We start from the raw sequence: 15818 nt of genomic DNA on the forward strand, positions 1-15818 counted from the left end.
TCAGGCAAAGCAGATGCAGGTTGGGCTGGCCGTTTCGACAAGCACTGCTGTGGGGCTAAGCCTGCCGGTTTCACTGTCGACATCAAAGACCTGCAGGGTATCTGAATCTTCATTGGCGCTAATGAACTGCGACCCATCAGGGGATAACGTAGTGAAACGGGGCGTTTTACCACCGCACGGCACCCATTCGACGGGCGTTAGCGTGCCATCGTGCGGATCGACGCGAAACAGGACGATAGAATCATGACCGCGATTGGCGGCATAAACAAATCGCCCTGAGGGGTGAACTTCCACTTCGCTGGCGTCGCTTCGCTCTGCATAACCTTCCGGTAACGCACTAAGGGTCTGTTTCAGGGACAGCGCGCCGAATTCTCTGTCGACATCAAACACCGTGACGGTGCTGCTCAGTTCGCTAATGCCATAAAGCCAGATGCCATTGGGATGAAAATCAACATGACGCGGCCAGCTCCCTGCAGGAAGCCGGACTTCACTTGTCTGGAAGGCCTGCGATGGAAGCCAGCGATAGAGGCGAATCATATCGATGCCGTTTCCCGCTTTTCGGCCCTGAATCGGCACGGCAAAGCGATCGCTGTGCGGCGCGAAGACAATCTCATGCGGGCGAGAAAGGGTGGCAATTCCGCCGTCATTCCCCTGCCCTTCGACAGCGGAAAAATGGACCGGCGCACCGAGGCCTGCGTCAGTAACGGGCAGCGCGGCAATGTTTCCGCCCTCGTGATTGGCAATAAGCAGCGTCTGCCCATCCGGCGTCAGAGCGGCGGCGACAGGGTTGTTCCGGCGGGCCGGATCGAGGTCAGGATTCGCGTGGCGCGGGCCCGTTGTCTGGTCGCTCTGCAAACTGAGTAAACCCGTCTGTGGGTCGCGATGAAAGACGGCAACCCGGTCGCCATCGCCGTGCAGAACGTATAAACGATCGCGCTTAACATCGAGGGTCAGCCACGAAGGATTGTCCTGAACGGAAGGAATGCACTGGATCTGCTGCCACTCCCCCGCGTCGGTAATACGAAATACCGTAATCCCTTTCCCCCGCGCGCCGCGCCACGCCGACGTCCGGCAGCCAACATAAGCAAATCTGGTCATGAATTCCTCGCTCTATTTGCATTTTTTATACTAAAAATGCATTTAATGAAACGTGATAACAATCACACTTCAACTACACCGCCTTTCTCACCTCAGCATTCAAGCTAATTAATACTGTTTTACACGCTATTACAGCGGAAATGCAGTTTTAGCAGATAACATTAAACTGCATTTAAATGATCGCAAATGCAAAAACAGAACGATCCTGCTCACATTTTCGGCAAGCCCAGGTTGCGGAAAAAGCGAGACCACCGCTTACTGTTAACAACAAGTAAACAAATGTTAAAAATCTGCAGCAGGAGAGAGGTATGGCTCAACGAATTGCGTATGTCACATCGGGAATGGGCAGTCTGGGGACGGCGATTTGTCGCCGTTTAGCCCAGGACGGATTTATTGTTATTGCCGGTTGCGGGCCTAATTCTAAAAGGAAAGCGGGCTGGCTGGAGGATAATAAGAAATTAGGGTTTGATTTTATCGCCTCGGAAGGCAATGTTGCCGACTGGGATTCCACCGTTAAAGCCTTTGAAAAGATCCGCCAGCAGGTTGGCGAGGTGGATGTACTGATAAATAATTCCGGCACCGCCAGGAATGTGCTGTTCCGCGATATGCAACCGCAGGAGTGGCAGGCGGTAATTGATACCAATATGAATTCCCTTTTCAACGTCACCCGCCAGGTTGTTGAAAGTATGATGGCGCGCGGCTGGGGACGAATTATTAATATCTCCTCGTTAAATGCGCAGATTGGCACCATTGGCCAGGTGAACTACGCCACGGCGAAATACGCGGTGCGTGGATTTACCCGCGCGCTGGCGCGTGAAGTTTCCGCGCGCGGCGTAACGGTCAATACTGTATCGCCGGGTTATCTGGCAACCAGTAAGCTTAAAACCGTAACCCCTGTTCAGGTGATCGATAAACTTGTTCAGGAGATTCCCGTCAGACGCCTGGGTTCGCCAAAAGAAATTGCCTCGATTTGCGCCTGGCTAGCCTCCGATGAAGCAGGCTACGCCACGGGGGCGAATTTCTCCGTCAATGGCGGCATGCATATGAGTTAACCCGCCTGAATTAACGATTCATCCTTTCCATGACTTTAAAACGTATATAGCAATATATGCGTCGGAGACTCTTATGCTCTCGTTACTGGGTTACGGCATGATTGTGGTCTTTATGATCCTTATCATGACGCGGAAATTATCGGCGTTAACGGCCCTGATTATTATCCCGATTATCTTTGCCCTGATTGCCGGCTTTGCGGGTGAAATGGGCGACATGATGATTGATGGTTTAAAGAAGGTCGCGCCAACGGCAATTATGGTGATCTTCGCCATTCTCTATTTTTGCACCATGTTCGATACGGGCTTATTTGATCCGATTATTCGCTTCTTCCTGCGTATTATTAATGGCGATCCGGTAAAAGCGGTCATGTGTACGGCGCTGCTGGCGGCAATGGTTTCGTTGGATGGCGATGGATCGACAACCTATATGATTTGTGTCACCGCCATGCTGCCGCTGTTTAAACGCATTCGCCTCGATCCCCTTGCTCTTACCTGCGTGGTATTTCTCTCCGGCAGCGTGACCAATTTACTGCCGTGGGGCGGCCCGCTGGCGCGCGTGTCGGCATCGCTCAAAATCGAGTCCAGCGAACTGTTTGTCCCGCTGATCCCCTCGATGCTGTCCGGGCTGGCGGGTGTACTGGTGCTCTCCTGGTATATTGGCATCCGCGAACGCCGCCGCCTGGGCAAGCTCAGCATCCAAACCAATGGCTACGGTTCGGTGGTGGAAGAGGATAGCGAAAGTTACTTACCGGCGATCAATGAAGTGAATGAGGAGCTGCGCCGCCCGAAAATGTTCTGGCTCAACGCGACGCTGACGCTGGCGCTGATGGCGTCGCTGGTGATGGAGCTGCTGCCGCTGTCGGTGCTGTTTATGGTAGCTTTTGCCATCGCGCTATTGATTAACTACCCGCATCTCGATGCGCAGCGCCAGCGTATTGCGGCTCATGCTCCGGCGGCCCTTAATCAGACCTCTATATTCCTGGCGGCAGGCATTTTTGCTGGCATTTTGTCCGGCACCGGTATGGTGACGGCAATGTCCAATTCGTTACTGGATATCCTGCCGCAATCCTGGGGGCCTTATCTGGCACCGATTACCGCGCTGATAAGCCTGCCCGGCACCTTTTTTATGTCCAACGATGCGTTCTATTACGGCGTGTTACCGGTGCTGGCCGAAGCGGCGAAAGCCTATGGCATTGAAGCTGCTGAAATCGGTCGCGCCTCTCTTGTCGGGCAGCCGGTGCATCTGTTAAGCCCGCTGGTGGCCTCAACCTATCTGCTGGTCGGGCTGGCGGGGGTAGAGTTTAGCGACCATCAAAAATACACCTTTAAATGGGCTATCTTGCTGTGCATGATTTTTCTGGCGTCGGGTTTGCTGCTGGGGCTTTATCCGCTCTATTCAGTCGCCAATTAATGGCCGCTGGCTCACTGGGTGAGCCAGCTTATCCTTACGCTTCTGCGCCGATGCGACGAATTTTTTTATTTTCGAGGGCCACGGCCAAATGTTGCTTGATGGTGTAAGAGGCCTCAATGCGCTGGCCGGATTCAATCAGTGCAAGGATCTTCAGGTGATCTTTAACTTCGGCATAGTAGCGATTGCGGTCATCCATGATGCGGTAATCCATCAGCCGACGCATGCGGTTGACATTGCGCAGGGAGATTTCAAAAAAGGGATTATTGGAAAAACCGATCACCGTTTCGTGAAACTTATACCCGGCTAGCTGCAGCTGGGTGGGAGAAAGCCGCTCGATACCGCTTTCCAGTAACATTTCAAGTTCGCGCCGAAGCTCGTTAATTCTCTCCTGCGGCGCATTAAAGGTGGGTTCGAGAATCGCCATCGGCTCAATGACCATGCGGAAACTAAAGATATGCTCCAGCGCCGCTTTGGTTTTTGCGACGGGCAGAAACCGCCAGCCGTACCCTTGCTTACGCTCGACCCACCCTTCGCTGATACCGCGGGCAAGCACGGTGGAGAGCTGGCTTTTGGTCAGGTTATAGCGCTTCATCAGGAACAGTTCGGTGACTTCGGACGCGATCTGATCCTGCAGCCAGTCTTCGGCAAGTTGATAGTATTCAGGCAGATCCAGCTCTTCGGTCAGTTGCTGGTCGTGGACGGCCTGGGTGACATAATCGTCTTTAACAAAAAAGCCGCGATTCACCTTTTGCGCCAGCACCCCTTTATGTTCGAGATATAACAAGGCTTCCCGCACCGGGGAACGCGAGACATCGAAGCCTTCCGCGAGCTTAGGTACGCTTAAATGCGAACCGGGTGCAATTTCCCCGGAATCAATTAAGGTCATGATCTTCTGCGAAATACGTTCTGTAAGTGCACTAATTTTCATGATGGAGCCCGGATAAATGAGAGTCAAAATGCAAAAAATAAAATAAGTATTGCATTTTTAAATCTTTAAAAGCAATGGGTAAAGAAGGGGGAATTTACTGGTGTGCAGTGGATACGCGAAAGGTGTGTGGTTGGTTTACATGCTAATGGACTGGGCCGTCAGAGGCGGAATTTGTGAGAAATGCACTGCTCCTATGACACGGTTAAATGACGAGGAAATGGCGAAATGATTGACCTCCCCCAAGGCAGAAGAAGACCCGGAATGCATCTGGAATTACAGTTTTCGCCAATTTGGTATGGTAAAAGCGGATGAGTATATCGGGCGGATCTCTGCCGTTTTTCATGTATTAGGTGTTCATCAGATTGGCACTCCGCGGCCGGAGCCTGGAGAAAAAATCTTTGCACTCCCGAGTGAGAAGCATGTTATTTACTTCATTCCTGAAACAACAGTGGTCACCATAAGCCGTATTTTAAACCCTTCACAGGAAAACCTCCGCCACCAGCCATGGCGTAAAACCTCACCAACATTTAATGCACTCTTAGACGGATATACAGCATGGTAAGCATGCTTTTTTCTATTCTGAACACTGAATGAATCCACGATTTCCACCAACATCCGTTTTATCTTTGTCGACTGGTTTCAGTGTTTCACCTACTTGATCCATCCAGGCCTTCCCTCGCTGTTTTCCTGCCATAAAGAGTCCGTTATCATGCTCGCTACGTCCTTATGAAAGGAAGTGCAGGATTTCATGAGATCCAATGAGCCACGTGAACGCCATGAGAACAATTAAAATCCCTAACTCATTAAATTTAAAGAAAATGGACATCACAAACTGATGAGTACACTACAGAATTTCGACGCCCATACCCCGATGATGCATTGGTGTGACAGCACTGATTAATAACGATTATTTTCCACTAAATTATAAAAGCCATATTTTAACCTACACTTACTTAAGTGTCTGATTTTACGATTATTGTTTGCTGTCCTTATCCAGCGTTATAATCCCTCTGTTTTTCCATCCTCTAATAACACAGGGCATCTCAATGAGCCGATACCATGTATCCAGCAGTGAAGGCCAGTATGAGAAAAACTCTGGCGAGCAAGTGTTGGCTAACAAGCTGGGAATCGCTACTTCTGATGAGATGGATGAGGCCGAACTTGTCCTGTTAGAACAACTCTACCAGTCCGTTTTTGAAGAACAGTTCCCGGAAGGACAGCTCAGCGTAGCCATGATAAAAAGCTGGCATCGCCGCTGGTTAGGTAACATTTACGAGTGGGCTGGGCAAGAAAGAGCGGTCAATATCAGCAAAGGTGGCTTTATGTTTGCCCCCTCTGCGCAGTTGCCAAAACTGCTGAATGAATTCGACACCATGTATCTGGCTCAATATACACCGTGTAGCGGCATAGATGAAGAACAACTCATCACCGCTATCGCCATAACTCATGTGGAGTTGATACTTATCCATCCATTCAGAGAGGGAAACGGACGCTTGTCGCGACTATTAGCCGACGTGATGGCCGTGCAGGGAGGATACAAACCGCTGGACTATCAAAGCTGGGAGCAAAACAAAACCCAGTATATCTCGGCTATTCATGCAGGCGTATCAATGGACTACAAGCCAATGAAACACTGGGTCAGGAAGGCATTAAGAAAGGATTAGGCAAGACGAAGATGCGCGAACTTCTTGCGTGCAGCTTCCAGCGAAGCTTCAACCCTGGCGGAAGGCTGGCCTGTTTCAACAGCCGTAGATGTCGCTACTGAGCGAACAATGTCAGCACGAGACGGCTTAGCGTAGCTTGCCTGAGTTTTTTTGTTGTTGCTCATAACACCCCCCGGTTGACAGACTTAATGAATGAATTATATCAAGGAATAGTGAGAACTTCCTGCCTTTAATACAGGCTCTAAATACGACATTGGAACAAGCGCTAAAGTACAAAGCATATAAGTGACCTGCATTAGGTAATGCCTTATTAACTGAAAAAAGTTACACGATTAGCCTCCGCTGCCTTTATGCAGATAATCTGTCCTTTCATTCCGTTTGTCTCTTCTATTTCTTGATACCTCTTTTTAGGTGTTTCTCCCACTTCATCCATCCAGCCCTCCCCCGCTGTTTTCCTGCCATAAAGAGTCCGTTATCATGCTCGCTACGTCCTTATGAAAGGAAGTGCAGGATTTCATGAGATCCAATGAGCCAGGTGAACGCCATGAGAACAATTAAAATCCCTAACTCATTAAAATTAAAGAAAATGGACATCACAAACTGATGAGTACACTAGAGAATTTCGACGCCCACACCCCGATGATGCAGCAGTATCTGAAGCTAAAAGCCCAGCACCCGGATATTTTGCTGTTCTACCGTATGGGCGACTTCTACGAGCTGTTTTACGACGATGCGAAGCGCGCGTCGCAGCTGATGGATATTTCCCTGACCAAACGCGGTGCGTCGGCCGGTGAGCCGATCCCGATGGCGGGCGTGCCGCATCATGCGGTGGAAAACTATCTGGCAAAACTGGTCAGCCTTGGCGAATCCGTGGCGATTTGCGAACAGATTGGCGATCCGGCCACCAGCAAAGGGCCGGTGGAGCGCAAAGTGGTGCGCATTGTTACTCCCGGCACCATCAGCGATGAAGCGCTGTTGCAGGAGCGCCAGGATAACCTGCTCGCCGCCATCTGGCAGGACAATAACGGCTTTGGCTATGCGACGCTTGATATTAGCTCAGGTCGCTTTCGCGTCAGCGAACCGGCGGATCGCGACACCATGGCCGCCGAGCTGCAGCGCACCAATCCGGCTGAGCTGCTGTATGCGGAAGATTTCGCCCAAAGCGATCTGATTGAAGGCCGTCGCGGTTTACGCCGACGCCCGCTGTGGGAATTTGAAATTGATACCGCCCGCCAGCAGCTGAATATGCAGTTTGGCACCCGCGATTTGGTGGGTTTTGGCGTCGAAAACGCCCCGCGCGGGCTCTGCGCCGCCGGTTGCTTGCTGCAGTATGTCAAAGACACTCAGCGCACCGCCCTGCCCCATATTCGTTCCATCACCATGGAGCGTCAGCAGGACACCATTATTATGGACGCCGCGACGCGCCGGAATCTGGAGATCACCCAGAACCTGGCGGGCGGTGTGGAAAATACCCTCGCCTCGGTGCTCGACTGTACCGTTACGCCAATGGGCAGCCGTATGCTGAAGCGCTGGCTGCATATGCCGGTGCGCAATACCCAAGTGTTGACGGAGCGCCAGCAGGCGATAGGCGCGTTGCAGGAGTTTACCGGTGAACTGCAGCCGGTGTTGCGCCAGGTGGGCGATCTGGAGCGAATTCTGGCGCGTCTGGCCCTGCGTACTGCCCGTCCGCGCGACTTAGCGCGTATGCGTTACGCATTCCAGCAATTACCGGAACTGCGCAGCCGACTGGCGGAAATCAATAGCGCACCGGTTCAGGCCCTGCGTGAAAAAATGGGCGAATTTAGCGAGCTGCGCGAACTGCTGGAGCGGGCGATTATCGACGCGCCGCCGGTGCTGGTGCGCGACGGCGGTGTGATTGCGCCGGGCTATAACGCCGAGCTGGATGAGTGGCGCGGGCTGGCGGATGGCGCGACGGATTATCTCGATCGTCTTGAAATTCGCGAGCGCGAACGTCTGGGGCTCGATACGCTGAAAGTCGGCTATAACGCAGTGCACGGCTATTTTATTCAGATCAGCCGCGGGCAGAGCCATCATGCGCCGATCCACTATGTGCGCCGCCAGACGCTGAAAAACGCCGAGCGCTACATTATTCCTGAGCTGAAAGAGTACGAAGACAAAGTGCTGACCTCGAAAGGGAAAGCCCTGGCGCTGGAAAAACAGCTGTATGAAGAGCTGTTCGATCTGCTGATGCCGCACCTCGGCGATCTGCAGCAGAGTGCGTCGGCGCTGGCGGAGCTGGATGTTTTAGTCAATCTGGCGGAACGTGCGGAAACCCTGAACTACTGCTGCCCGACCTTTAGCGAAAAAGCGGGGATCCGTATTAGCGAAGGTCGCCATCCGGTGGTCGAGCAGGTGCTGAAAGAGCCGTTTATCGCCAACCCCCTGAACCTGTCCCCACAGCGCCGAATGCTGATTATTACCGGTCCAAATATGGGCGGTAAAAGTACCTATATGCGCCAGACTGCGCTGATAGCGCTGCTGGCCTATATCGGCAGCTATGTTCCGGCACAGAAAGTGGAGATTGGCCCAATCGATCGTATCTTTACCCGCGTTGGTGCGGCGGACGATCTGGCCAGCGGGCGATCGACCTTTATGGTAGAGATGACCGAAACCGCCAACATCCTGCATAACGCCACGGAAAACAGCCTGGTGCTGATGGATGAGATCGGTCGCGGCACATCGACTTACGACGGTCTGTCGCTGGCGTGGGCCTGCGCCGAGAACCTGGCGAACAAGATCAAAGCGCTGACGCTGTTTGCGACCCACTACTTCGAGCTAACGCAGCTGCCAGAGAAGATGGAAGGCGTGGCGAATGTGCATCTCGATGCGCTGGAGCACGGCGACACCATCGCCTTTATGCACAGCGTGCAGGACGGTGCCGCCAGCAAGAGTTACGGCCTCGCCGTTGCCGCGCTGGCGGGGGTACCAAAAGAGGTGATTAAGCGCGCGCGTGGGAAACTGCGTGAGCTGGAGAGCTTATCGCCGAGCGCTGCCGCCACGCAGATCGACGGCACACAAATGTCGCTGCTGGCCGCGCCGGAAGAGACCAGCCCGGCGGTTGAAGCGCTGGAGAATCTCGATCCGGACAGCTTAACGCCGCGCCAGGCGCTGGAGTGGATCTACCGGCTGAAAAATCTGCTGTAAAGGTGCCCTTTCCCGGCCGCCAGACGCTCAGCTAGCGCTGGCGGCCGCTCTCTTTAATAATCCGCGAACTGTCTACTGCCTGCATCAGGAGCAACCATGAATGTGTTTATACAAGAGATCGTTGACGCCCATATCGCCATCGAAAACTGGCTTGGCCGCGGCGAAGGCGAGCTGGCTTCATTGATGGCGCGCTTTGCCGCCGATTTTTCCATGATCGCGCCGACGGGCGCATGCCTGGATTATGCCTCCCTCACCGGTTTTTTTCAGGCGCAGCGCGGCAGCCGTCCCGGGTTGAAGATTGTGGTCGATGATTTTGTCGTGCTGGCACAGTGGGACAACGGTGCGGTGATTCGCTATCGGGAAACCCAGGGGGAAAATGTGCGCGGGTCGACTGCCGTGTTCAGGCTGCAAGAGGGGCAAATAGTGTGGCGGCATCTGCATGAAACCGCGCTGGGCAAATAACACAGCGCAGCAAAGAAAAAAGGCCGCATCGTTTTCGAGCGGCCTTTTTAACAGGAAATAGTGCTTATTCGCGGAACAGCGCTTCGATGTTCAGCCCTTGCGTTTGCAGGATCTCGCGCAGACGACGCAGGCCTTCAACCTGAATCTGACGAACACGTTCACGAGTCAGGCCAATTTCACGGCCCACATCTTCCAGTGTTGCAGCTTCATAACCCAGCAGACCGAAACGACGCGCAAGAACTTCACGCTGTTTGGCGTTCAGTTCGAACAGCCATTTGACGATGCTCTGTTTCATATCATCGTCTTGCGTGGTGTCTTCCGGACCGTTGTCTTTTTCATCGGCCAGGATATCCAGCAGCGCTTTTTCAGAATCACCGCCCAGCGGCGTATCAACTGAGGTAATGCGCTCATTGAGACGCAGCATGCGGCTGACATCATCAACGGGTTTGTCCAGCTGTTCGGCTATCTCTTCTGCGCTCGGCTCATGATCCAGCTTATGGGACAGTTCGCGCGCGGTACGCAGATAAACGTTCAGCTCTTTAACAATATGAATCGGCAGACGAATCGTACGGGTTTGGTTCATGATTGCCCGTTCAATGGTCTGACGGATCCACCAGGTGGCATACGTCGAGAAACGGAACCCACGTTCCGGGTCGAACTTCTCTACGGCGCGAATCAGCCCCAAATTGCCCTCTTCAATCAGATCCAGCAGTGCCAGACCGCGATTGCTGTAACGACGAGCAATTTTTACCACCAGACGCAGGTTACTTTCGATCATGCGACGGCGGGAGGCTACGTCACCACGTAGCGCACGGCGTGCGAAATAAACTTCTTCTTCGGCCGTTAACAGTGGAGAGTACCCAATTTCCCCAAGGTAAAGTTGAGTTGCGTCTAAAACACGCTGGGTGGCGCCCTGCGACAACAACTCCTCTTCGGCCAGGTCGTTATCACTGGGTTCCTCTTCTACTAAGGCTTTTTCGTCAAAAGCCTCTACTCCGTTCTCATCAAATTCCGCGTCTTCATTTAAATCATGAACTTTCAGCGTATTCTGACTCATAAAGGTGGCTCCTACCCGTGATCCCTGGGCAAAGCATATGAAGACAACTCATGTCACCCATTGCAGCGGCATCTGCGCGCGCTGCAACGGCGTACGTGGGAAGGACTTCAGCCACTTTGCACCGATTTATCGCTGCGGCAAATAACGCAGCGGGTTTACGGATTTCCCCTTGTAACGAATTTCAAAATGCAAGCGTGTTGAACTGGTTCCGGTGCTACCCATGGTAGCAATCTTCTGCCCCGCCTTAACTTCTTGTTGTTCCCGGACCAGCATTGTGTCGTTATGGGCGTAGGCACTCAGGTAATCATCGTTATGTTTTATAATGACCAGATTACCGTAACCGCGCAGTGCGTTACCGGCATACACAACGCGACCATCTGCGGTCGCAGTGATTGCCTGTCCTTTACTGCCTGCAATATCGATACCTTTGTTGCCACCTTCGGTCGCAGAGAAGTTATCGATAATTTTGCCGTCGGTCGGCCAGCGCCAGGTAGAGATTGGTGAGCTGGTTGACGTACTGCTGACAGTCGGTTCGGTTGAGCTTACAGAAGGTGCCGTAACGGGCGCTGTGACAATCGTCGCAGGCTTATTGTTTGGCAACATTTTGTTAGCACTCTGTTCACCTGAATCCTCAGAATACGTAATTGTCGGTTTTGAAGCAACCACTACGGTTGAATTTTGTGCAGATTTTGAGACTATTCCTTGTGCGGATGCATCAGCCTGGGTTATTGCATTGCCGCCTGTGATTGGCGTACCAGATGAGTTACCTACATGTAACGTTTGTCCCACTTCGAGACCGTACGGGGCTGCAACGTTGTTACGCTGCGCTAAGTCACGGAAATCGTTACCAGTAATCCAGGCAATATAGAATAACGTATCACCGCGTTTCACGGTGTAGGTGCTGCCGCCAGTGTAGCTTCCTTTTGGAATATTGCCATATTGTCGGTTATAGACGATATGACCGTTTACCGTCTGTACCGGCTGGTGCGTTACCGGCTGCATTTGCGTCGGCTGAACAGCAGGACGTTGCACGGGCTGAAACTGCGGCTGCGGTGCGGGGCTACCGATTTTCGGCGGCGGCGTGATTAGCATACCACCGGAGCTGGAACTGCTGCTGGCGTTGCTGTTACCGCCAACGGAGCTGACCGGGGCCGGAGGATTAGTGGAATTTGAACACCCTGCCAGCCAAAGTGAAACCAGCGACAATGCCGCAACACGGCTTACGGTTAATTTTGGGCTTCCCGCGCTCATTTATCCCCCAATAATATGTAATTTAGCAATGACTTAAAGATAACCGTGAAAACTTCCGGCAACCAGCCACACCATACGCTGTTATTGATTGAAAATCGTAAGAAAAATCTGTTTCTTACGCCAATTCGCCTCTGACCAGAGGCACAAAGCGTACGGCTTCAACGGTATCAATAATGAATTCGCTTCCCCGCCGACGAACCCGCTTCAAATGCTGGAGTTCGTCGCCCACGGGCAAAACGAGAATGCCGCCGTCATCAAGCTGCGCCATCAGGGCAGCCGGAATTTCCGGCGGTGCTGCGGTCACGATAATGGCATCAAAGGGAGCGCGTGCCTGCCACCCCTGCCAGCCATCGCCATGACGCGTAGAAACATTGTGTAGGTCGAGCTGCTTCAGGCGGCGACGCGCCTGCCACTGCAGCCCTTTGATGCGTTCGACAGAGCAGACGTGATGAACCAGGCGCGCCAGAATAGCCGTCTGATAGCCGGAACCGGTGCCAATCTCCAGCACACGCGAAGCTGGCGTCAGCTCCAGCAGTTCCGTCATGCGTGCAACCATATAAGGTTGCGAAATGGTTTGTCCCTGACCAATGGGTAATGCGACGTTTTCCCACGCTTTGTGTTCAAACGCCTCATCGATAAATTTCTCGCGCGGCACTTGCGATAACGCCTCAAGCACCTGCTCGTTTTTGATGCCCTGCGCGCGTAATTGATTGAGGAGATCCTGTACGCGTTTGCTTACCATTGCCTGTTCACCCCGGCACGATCCAACCAGTCCGACACCACATCATGCGCGCTGTAAGCGGTTAAATCCACATGCAGCGGCGTTACCGAGACGTAGCCTTCATCCACGGCGGCAAAATCCGTATCCGGTCCGGCGTCGCATTTCTCGCCGGGCGGACCAATCCAGTACAGGGTGTTACCGCGCGGATCCTGCTGCGGAATAACCTGATCTGCCGGATGACGGCTGCCGCAGCGCGTAACGCGAATACCTTTGATCTCATTGAGCGGCACGTCGGGAACATTAATATTTAAAATCCGCCCGGTGCGCAGCGGCTCCTGCCCCAGGGCGCGCAGTAACGAACAGGTCACCGCCGCGGCGGTGTCATAATGCGTCTGCCCGTTAAGGGATACCGCCAGTGCCGGGAAGCCAAGGTGACGGCCTTCCATCGCGGCGGCAACCGTACCGGAGTAGATCACATCATCGCCAAGGTTCGGACCGGCATTAATACCGGATACCACAACGTCCGGACGCGGGCGCATCAGCGCATTGACGCCAAGATAAACGCAGTCCGTCGGCGTACCCATTTGCACGGCGATATCGCCATTTTCAAAGGTAAACGTCCGCAGCGAGGATTCAAGAGTAAGGGAATTAGACGCACCGCTGCGGTTACGATCGGGAGCGACGACCTGAACGTCGGCGAACGCCCGGAGCGCCTTAGCCAGCGTCTGAATGCCCGGCGCATGGATCCCGTCATCGTTACTCAGCAATATTCGCATAATCACCCGATGTGTTGATAAGTTCCCTGACGACGCTGGTGGCAAAGCTACCCGCCGGAAGCCAGAAGCGCAGTTCAACGGTGGCGTCATCCCACCAGTTCCAGCAGAGATTTTGTGGAAAAAGCAGCATCGCGCGGCGCGCCGCTTCCACTTTCTCTCGCAACAAAAGCGCCTGCAGTTCCGGCGCACCGGCCAGGGCCTGTTGTTCAAACGCCAGCGCGTCGCCCTGGGTGCCCCACTCGCCGCTGCCGGGCAGCGCGGCGGTAATCAGCAGCGCTTTCGCATCAACGCGCGCCTGCAGTTCCGCTCGCTCTTCTGTCGTTGCCACAAACCAGCTGCCGCGACCCGCTAATTGTAGCGCATCACCGTCAACAACTTGATTGAAGTCTGTTTTTTTCAGCCGCTCGTTGACTATCTGATTAAACAACGCGCTACGCGCCGCCGACAACCAAAAACTGCGCTTATTGCGATCGCGCACAGGGGCATTGCTTTGCGCCCAGCGCAGCGCGCCCTGCAGGTTACTGCCGCCGATACCAAAGCGCTGCGCGCCGAAATAATTCGGCACACCTTTTTGTGCGATGGCATTCATACGCGCCTCAACATCCGCGCGGTCGCTTATTTCACGCAGCACCAGCGTGAACGCGTTGCCCTGTAGCGCGCCGAGGCGCAGCTTGCGTTTGTGACGCGCGTACTCCAGCACGCTGCAGCCTTCCAGCGCAAAGGCGCTGAGATCGGGCATACCGTTACCCGGCACGCGGGCGCAGAGCCACTGTTCGGTAATCGCCTGTTTATCTTTTTGTCCGGCAAAGCTCACTTCGCGGGCTGGAATTTTAAGAAATTTTGCCAGCGCATCCGCCACAACCCGCGTGTTACAACCGATCTTCTGAATACGTACCAGAATATGTTCGCCTTCACCGTCAGGTGCAAAGCCGAGATCTTCTACCACCAAAAAATCTTCCGGGTTAGCTTTCAGTACGCCGCTGCTCGCCGGTTTGCCGTGTAAAAACGTCAGGTTATCGAAGTCGGTCATTTCGCCGCCTTGTGCAGTAACGCCACGGCCTCGCAGGCGATGCCTTCACCACGGCCGGTAAAGCCCAGCTTCTCGGTGGTGGTGGCTTTGACGTTAACGTCATCCATGTGACAGCCCAGATCTTCTGCGATAAACACCCGCATCTGCGGAATATGGGGCAGCATTTTCGGGGCCTGGGCAATAATGGTCACATCGACATTGCCAAGCGTATAGCCTTTAGCCTGAACGCGTCGCCAGGCTTCACGCAGCAGTGCACGGCTGTCTGCGCCTTTAAATGCCGGATCGGTGTCGGGAAACAGCTTGCCGATATCACCCAGCGCCGCCGCACCCAGCAGCGCATCCGTCAGGGCATGCAACGCCACATCGCCATCGGAGTGCGCCAGCAGGCCTTTTTCAAAAGGAATGCGCACGCCGCCAATAATAATCGGGCCTACGCCCCCAAAGGCGTGTACGTCAAAACCGTGTCCAATGCGCATTATGCTTTCTCCTGCAGGTCTGCATGGGTCAAATAGAATTCTGCCAGTCGTAAATCTTCAGGGCGGGTGACTTTGATATTGTCCGCGCGTCCGGCCACCAGCTGTGGGTGAAAACCGCAATACTCCAGCGCCGAGGCTTCATCGGTTATCACCGCGCCTTCGTTAAGCGCGCGCATCAGGCAGTCGCGCAGCAGCTGCAGCGGGAAAAACTGCGGCGTCAGGGCATGCCAGAGATCGTTGCGCTCAACGGTATGGGCAATCGCCGTTTGGCCGGGTTCGGCACGTTTCATGGTATCGCGCACCGGCGCGGCGAGAATGCCGCCGACGCGGCTGGTTTCACTTAAGGAAAGCAGGCGCTGTAAATCATCCTGATGCAGGCAGGGTCGCGCGGCGTCATGCACCAGCACCCACTGCGCCCCCTCGGCGGCATGCAGACCCGCCAGCACGGAATCGGCGCGCTCAGCGCCGCCGTTGACGACGGTGATTTGCGGATGGGCGGCAAGGGGTAATTGTGCAAAGCGTTCATCGCCAGGGCTGACGACGATCACCACCCGCGCCACGCGCGGATGGGCGAGCAGCGCGGCAACCGCGTGCTCAAGAATGGTTTTATTACCGATGGAGAGATACTGCTTAGGACATTCCGTTTGCATGCGGCGGCCAAATCCGGCGGCCGGCACCACGGCACAGACGTCCGGTATCATTGCTGACATGTCGTGAGTCCGGGATT

At 54.0% G+C, this 15818-nt stretch carries 17 protein-coding genes; 6 read left to right on the forward strand and 11 right to left on the reverse strand.

Features of this window, described 5'->3' with window-relative positions; genetic code table 11:
• Positions 1-1098 carry a lactonase family protein gene (locus tag RW65_RS13180; RefSeq protein ID WP_039057222.1) on the reverse strand — a complete coding sequence of 366 codons (1098 nt, stop codon included), beginning with the start codon at positions 1096-1098 and terminating at the stop codon, positions 1-3.
• A 308-nt stretch (positions 1099-1406) separates the two neighbouring features.
• On the opposite strand from RW65_RS13180, the gene phbB reads away from it, so the two are divergent.
• Together phbB and RW65_RS13190 are read left to right on the forward strand one after the other, a co-directional pair.
• Positions 1407-2150, forward strand: coding sequence for an acetoacetyl-CoA reductase (gene phbB / locus RW65_RS13185; protein WP_039057223.1), 744 nt, complete (start codon positions 1407-1409; stop codon positions 2148-2150).
• Positions 2151-2223: 73 nt separating this feature from the next.
• Positions 2224-3561 carry a CitMHS family transporter gene (locus RW65_RS13190; protein ID WP_039057224.1) on the forward strand — a complete coding sequence of 446 codons (1338 nt, stop codon included), beginning with the start codon at positions 2224-2226 and terminating at the stop codon, positions 3559-3561.
• Between the two features lie 34 nt (positions 3562-3595).
• On the opposite strand, the gene RW65_RS13195 is transcribed toward RW65_RS13190, so the two are convergent.
• Complete coding sequence (locus RW65_RS13195) at positions 3596-4489, reverse strand: GntR family transcriptional regulator (protein ID WP_039057225.1); 894 nt, start codon at positions 4487-4489, stop codon at positions 3596-3598.
• Positions 4490-4718: 229 nt separating this feature from the next.
• Here RW65_RS13195 and RW65_RS21990 point away from each other — a divergent pair, with 229 nt between their 5' ends.
• Together RW65_RS21990 and RW65_RS13200 are read left to right on the forward strand one after the other, a co-directional pair.
• Positions 4719-5051 carry a type II toxin-antitoxin system RelE/ParE family toxin gene (locus tag RW65_RS21990; RefSeq protein ID WP_156124002.1) on the forward strand — a complete coding sequence of 111 codons (333 nt, stop codon included), beginning with the start codon at positions 4719-4721 and terminating at the stop codon, positions 5049-5051.
• A 484-nt stretch (positions 5052-5535) separates the two neighbouring features.
• Positions 5536-6153 (forward strand): Fic/DOC family protein, encoded by a 618-nt coding sequence (locus tag RW65_RS13200; RefSeq protein WP_039057226.1) that lies wholly within the window; start codon positions 5536-5538, stop codon positions 6151-6153.
• Here the strand turns inward: RW65_RS13200 and RW65_RS22885 are convergent.
• Positions 6150-6317 (reverse strand): hypothetical protein, encoded by a 168-nt coding sequence (locus RW65_RS22885; RefSeq protein ID WP_197058891.1) that lies wholly within the window; start codon positions 6315-6317, stop codon positions 6150-6152. The genes RW65_RS13200 and RW65_RS22885 overlap by 4 nt on opposite strands.
• Positions 6318-6463: 146 nt before the next feature.
• Positions 6464-6586 carry a hypothetical protein gene (locus RW65_RS23170; protein ID WP_286133888.1) on the reverse strand — a complete coding sequence of 41 codons (123 nt, stop codon included), beginning with the start codon at positions 6584-6586 and terminating at the stop codon, positions 6464-6466.
• A gap of 170 nt (positions 6587-6756) precedes the next feature.
• On the opposite strand from RW65_RS23170, the gene mutS reads away from it, so the two are divergent.
• Positions 6757-9318 (forward strand): DNA mismatch repair protein MutS, encoded by a 2562-nt coding sequence (mutS, locus tag RW65_RS13205; protein ID WP_039057227.1) that lies wholly within the window; start codon positions 6757-6759, stop codon positions 9316-9318.
• 96 nt (positions 9319-9414) lie between these two features.
• Positions 9415-9780, forward strand: coding sequence for a hypothetical protein (locus RW65_RS13210; protein ID WP_039057228.1), 366 nt, complete (start codon positions 9415-9417; stop codon positions 9778-9780).
• 64 nt (positions 9781-9844) lie between these two features.
• On the opposite strand, the gene rpoS is transcribed toward RW65_RS13210, so the two are convergent.
• The 7 genes from rpoS to ispD form a co-directional block, all read right to left on the reverse strand.
• Positions 9845-10837 carry an RNA polymerase sigma factor RpoS gene (rpoS, locus tag RW65_RS13215; protein ID WP_002442472.1) on the reverse strand — a complete coding sequence of 331 codons (993 nt, stop codon included), beginning with the start codon at positions 10835-10837 and terminating at the stop codon, positions 9845-9847.
• Between the two features lie 126 nt (positions 10838-10963).
• A complete protein-coding gene (gene nlpD, locus RW65_RS13220; protein ID WP_231564391.1) occupies positions 10964-12037 on the reverse strand; it encodes a murein hydrolase activator NlpD in 1074 nt (357 codons plus the stop codon).
• 166 nt (positions 12038-12203) lie between these two features.
• Positions 12204-12830, reverse strand: a complete 627-nt coding sequence (locus RW65_RS13225; RefSeq protein ID WP_039057231.1) for a protein-L-isoaspartate(D-aspartate) O-methyltransferase — start codon at positions 12828-12830, stop codon at positions 12204-12206.
• Positions 12824-13585, reverse strand: a complete 762-nt coding sequence (gene surE / locus RW65_RS13230) for a 5'/3'-nucleotidase SurE (RefSeq protein WP_039057232.1) — start codon at positions 13583-13585, stop codon at positions 12824-12826. Before surE ends, RW65_RS13225 begins: the two co-directional genes overlap by 7 nt.
• Positions 13566-14615, reverse strand: coding sequence for a tRNA pseudouridine(13) synthase TruD (gene truD / locus RW65_RS13235; protein ID WP_039057233.1), 1050 nt, complete (start codon positions 14613-14615; stop codon positions 13566-13568). The genes surE and truD overlap by 20 nt, the downstream gene beginning before the upstream one ends.
• Complete coding sequence (gene ispF, locus RW65_RS13240) at positions 14612-15091, reverse strand: 2-C-methyl-D-erythritol 2,4-cyclodiphosphate synthase (RefSeq protein ID WP_039057235.1); 480 nt, start codon at positions 15089-15091, stop codon at positions 14612-14614. Before ispF ends, truD begins: the two co-directional genes overlap by 4 nt.
• Entirely contained in the window at positions 15091-15801 is a 711-nt protein-coding gene (gene ispD, locus RW65_RS13245; protein WP_039057236.1) for a 2-C-methyl-D-erythritol 4-phosphate cytidylyltransferase, read from the reverse strand. The genes ispF and ispD overlap by 1 nt, the downstream gene beginning before the upstream one ends.
• Positions 15802-15818 lie beyond the last annotated feature (17 nt).

Source organism: Enterobacter sp. Bisph1 (genome assembly GCF_000814905.1).
GTDB lineage: Bacteria > Pseudomonadota > Gammaproteobacteria > Enterobacterales > Enterobacteriaceae > Kosakonia.